Source organism: Streptomyces sp. NPDC006335, from assembly GCF_040612795.1.
Taxonomy (GTDB): Bacteria; Actinomycetota; Actinomycetes; order Streptomycetales; family Streptomycetaceae; genus Streptomyces.
In genome coordinates this window covers 1-4897 of sequence record NZ_JBEXQX010000048.1, presented here as the reverse complement: position 1 = coordinate 4897, position 4897 = coordinate 1, and the positions used below count along the sequence as shown (strand labels likewise).

Below are 4897 nucleotides of genomic sequence, written 5' to 3'. Positions count from 1 at the left end.
CATTCGCTGCTGGCGACCCGGGTGATGTCGCGGGTGCGGGAGGTGCTGGCCGCTGAGGTGGCGTTGGCGGTGTTGTTCGACCATCCCACGGTGCGCGGACTTGCCGCTGTGATCGACGAGACCGCGCGGGGGCTGGTGGCCCCGCCGGTCGGTCCGGTGCCGCGGGACCAGGTGCTGCCGTTGTCGTTCGCCCAGCAGCGGCTGTGGTTCCTCGACCAGCTCGAACCCCACTCCACCGAATACGTCCTGCCGACGGTGATGCAGTTGGGCCGGAACCCTGACGTTCCGGCACTGGAAGCGGCACTCACCGCAATCACGGCCCGGCACGAGGTACTGCGCACCCGGCTGGTGGCCGGACCGGATGGAGTGGCCCACCAGGTGATCGACCCGCCCCGCCCGTTCCCACTGAAGGTGGCGGACGTGTCGGCGGCGCCGGATCCCGCCGCGCTGACCAGAGAACTGCTCGCGGCCGACGCCGCGACACCGTTCGACCTGGCCGCCGGGCCACTCGTCCGTGCCTGCCTGATCCGGCTGGGCGACCTGGGACACGTGCTGGCGCTGTGCGCCCACCACGTGGTCTTCGACGAGTGGTCGGACCAGGTCTTCCGCCGTGAACTGCGGGCCCTGTACGAGGCGTGCCGGGCAGGTGAGCCGGATCCGCTGCCGCCGCTCGAGGTGCAGTACGCGGACTTCGCGGTCTGGCAGCGGTCGTGGTTGTCCGGCGAGGTCCTCGACCGGCAGCTGACCTACTGGCGCGAGCGGCTCGCCGGGGCACCGCTGCTGGAACTGCCCACCGACCGGCCGCGGCCGCCGGTGCGCTCGAACGCCGGTGCGGCGGTCGGGTTCACGATCCCTGAGCCGGTCGCGGACGGGCTGCGGGAGATCGCCCGGCAGAACGGCGTGACGATGTTCATGACGCTGCTGGCCGGATTCTCGGTGGTGCTGGGCCGGTACGCGGACACCGATGACGTGATCGTCGGAACGCCGGTCGCGAACCGGAACCACGCCCAGGTCGAGGACCTGATCGGATTCTTCGTCAACACCCTCGTACTGCGGACAGACCTGTCCGGCGAACCGACGTTCACCGAACTGACGCGCCGCGTGCGGCAAACGGCGCTGGAGGCGTACGCCCACCAGGACCTGCCGTTCCAGCAGTTGGTGGACGCCCTGGTCACCGACCGGGACAGGTCCCGCACCCCGCTGTTCCAGGTGCTCTTCAGCTACGGCCTCCAGGAGTCCGGCGCCGGTGACGCCGATCCCGCCGAGGCGGCCCCGATGACCGAGGCACTCAGTGGCGGCTTCCAGGTGAAGTACGACCTGGCGCTGACGTTGGGAGACGCGGGCGGGGCCGTCGCCGGGCGGCTCGACTACAGCACCGCTCTGTTCGACGCGGCCACCGTGGACCGCATGGTGGGGCACGTTCTGACGGTCCTGGCAACGGCGGTGGCCGACCCGGAGCGGCCACTGTCGCGGTTGGCGGTGCTGACGGCGGCGGAGCGGGATCAGCTGGTGCGGCGCTGGAACGACACGGCGGGACCCGTGCCCGCGGCGAACGGCACCGCCGAACTGGTGCTGGCGCGGGCGTCGGAACACCCGGACGCGGTGGCGGTCGTGTGCGGGCGGGAGTGGCTGACCTACGCCGGGCTGGTGGACCGCGCGGGCCGGCTGGCCCGGCACCTGCGAGGGCTGGGCGTGGGCCCGGAGTCGGTGGTGGGGATCTGCCTGCCGCGGGATGCCGGCATGGTGCCGGCCGTGCTGGCGGTGTGGATGGCAGGCGGCGCCTACCTGCCGCTGGACCCGGAGTACCCGGCGGACCGGCTGGAGTACATGCTTGCCGATTCCGGTGCGGTGGCGCTGCTGGCGGACCGGCGGGTGACGGGAGACCTGATCACATCCGCCGGGAAGGGCCTTCCGGTGGTGTGGCTCGATGACCCGGCGGTGCACACCCGTCTGCGCACGCTGGCCCCGTTGCCGCCGGAGCCGGCGGATCCGCGCCAACTGGCGTACGTGATCTACACATCGGGATCGACGGGCACCCCGAAGGGCGTGCAGGTGCCCCACGCCGGCGTACTGAACATGGTGGCGGGAATCGGGCCGGTCCTCGACGTGGCTCCCGGCACGAGGGTGCTGCAGTTCGCCTCGTTCAGCTTCGACGCGGCCGTCCTGGACGTGGCGGTGACGCTGGGCCGCGGCGGGACGCTGGTGGTGGCGGCCGGAGCGGAGCGCGCCGAACCCGCTCGCCTGGCGGGCATGGTGGCGGCGCTCGGGGTGGAGGCGGCCAGTGTGGTGCCGTCGCTGCTGGAGGTGCTGGACCCGCGAGGGGTCCCGGGCCTGGGCACGGTGCTGTCGGGCGCGGAGCGGATGACCGGGGCGATGGCCCGGGTCTGGGCCGACGGCCGGCGACTCGTCAACACCTACGGGCCGACCGAGGCCACGGTCATGGTGACCACCGGGGCGGTCGAACCCGCGGGGGAGGCGGGGCCGCCGATAGGGGTGCCCGTGGTCAACACGCGGTTGTTCGTGCTGGACCGGTGGCTCAACCCCGTGCCGGTGGGTGTGCCCGGCGAGTTGTACATCGGTGGGCCGCAGCTGGCCCGCGGCTACGCGGGCCGCCCCGCGCTGACCGCGGAGAGGTTCATCGCCGACCCGTTCAGTGATGACGGGTCGCGGCTGTACCGGACCGGTGACCGGGTGCGGCGGCGCGCGGACGGGCAGTTGGAGTTCGTGGGCCGGGCCGACGACCAGATCAAGGTGCGCGGGTTCCGCGTGGAACCGGGCGAGGTCGAGGCGGTGCTGGCCGCCCATCAGGGGATCCGGGCCGCGGTGGTGGCGGCGGACGGCCAGGGCGCGGCCGCGAGGCTGGTCGCCTACCTGGTGCCGGCGATCCCGGACACGGGGATCCCGCCCACCGCGGAGCTGCGGGCGTTCGCGCGCGGCCACCTGCCGGAGTTCATGGTTCCGCAGGTGTTCACCGAGCTGGCCGCCCTGCCGTTGACCCCGTCGGGAAAGCTGGACCGCGCGGCACTGCCGGCCCCCGGACAGGCGCGTGCCCAGGCCGACGACTGGATGGCCCCGGTCGGACCGGTGCAGGAACTGCTGGCCGGGATCTGGGCGCGGGTGCTGGGGACGGACCGGGTCGGTGCGTCCGACGACTTCTTCGAGCTGGGCGGGCACTCGCTGCTGGCGACCCAGGTGATCTCGCGGGTACGCGAGGTGTTCGGAACAGAACTCGCGCTGGCCGAACTGTTCGACAACCCCACGCTGGCTGGCCTGGCCACGGTGATCGAGAACACCGCCGACGGTCCGGTAGCCCCGCCGGTCACCCCCGTCCCACGGGACCGGCCGCTTCCTCTGTCGTTCGCCCAGCAACGGCTGTGGTTCCTCCACCAGATGGATCCGGAAGAGGTGATGTACAACGTCCCGTCGCCGATCTGGCTGGGCTCCGACGTCGACGTGCGGGCGGTCGGCGAGGCGCTGACAGCGGTCGTGGCGCGGCATGAGGTGCTGCGGACCCGGCTGGTGGCAGGCCCCGATGGCGTGCCCCATCAGGTCATCGACCCGCCACGACCGGTACCGCTGACGCTGGCGGACCTGTCCGGTCTGACCGACCCGGTGGCCGCCCTGCACCAGCTGATCGTGCGGGACGCGGTCGCACCCTTCGACCTGGCGACCGGGCCCCTCCTCCGTGTGTGCCTGGCCCGGCTGGGTACGGCCGGACACGCGCTGGTGCTGTCGATGCACCACGTCGTCTCCGACGAGTGGTCTGGACGGATCTTCGGCCGCGAGATGGAACTCCTGTACGAGGCGTTCCGTGCCGGTGAACCGGATCCGCTGCCGCCCCTGGCGGTGCAGTACGCCGACTACGCCGCCTGGCAACGTTCCTGGCTGACCGGCGAGATCATCGACCGGCAGCTCGCCTACTGGAGCCGCCAGCTGGCCGACGTGCCGGTGCTGGAGCTGCCCACGGACCGGCCGCGGCCGCCGATCGCGTCCAGCGCGGGCGCCTCGACGCCGGTGCACATCCCCGCCGCGGTGGCGGACGGGCTGCGGGCGGTGGCCCGCGAGAACGGCGCGACGATGTTCATGACGCTGCTGGCGGCGTTCGACGTGGTCCTGAGCCGGTACTGCGGCACCGACGACGTGGCCGTGGGATCACCGGCCGCGGGCCGGAACCGGGCCGAGACCGAGGATCTGATCGGGTTCTTCGTCAACACCCTCGTTATGCGCACCCGTCTGTCCGGCGACCTCACCTTCGCCGAGCTGCTGGGCCGGGTACGCGAGACCACCCTGGACGGCTACGCCCACCAGGACCTGCCCTTCGAGCAGCTGGTGGAGGCGCTGGTCACCGAACGCGACCGCTCCCGTTCCCCCCTCTTCCAGGTCTGGTTCTACTACGCCGCCGGCGAGAACGGCCGCCGAGCCGGCACGGACGACGAACCGGAAGCGGGGCTGCTGGCCGGAGCACCGCTGATGAAGTTCGACCTGGCACTCCTGCTCGGCGGCGCCGACGGCGAGGTGAAAGGCGAGATCCAGTACAGCACGGCGTTGTTCGATGCGGCGACGATCGAGCGTATGGCGGGGCACCTGGCGGTTGTCCTGGAGGCGGTCGCGGCCGATGCGGGCCGGCGTGTGGCGGAGTTGCCGGTCCTGTCCACTGTCGAGCGGGTGCAGTTGCTCGCCGGTGGTGATGGTGCGGCGGTGGTGGTTCCGGGTGTGGGTGGGGTGCATGGGCTGGTTGCTGATCAGGTGTGGCAGCGTCCGGATGCGGTTGCGGTGGTGTGTGGTTCGCGTCAGGTGACGTATGGGGCGTTGTGGGAGCGGGCGGGTCGGTTGGCGGGTCTGCTGCGTGCGGAGGGGGTGGGTGCGGAGTCGGTGGTGGGGCTGTGTCTGGAGCGTG

At 72.1% G+C, this 4897-nt stretch carries 1 protein-coding gene; it reads left to right on the top strand.

Features of this window, described 5'->3' with window-relative positions:
* Positions 1–4897: amino acid adenylation domain-containing protein (locus ABZ098_RS44865; RefSeq protein ID WP_356600877.1), on the top strand; the 4897-nt coding region annotated here is incomplete at both ends.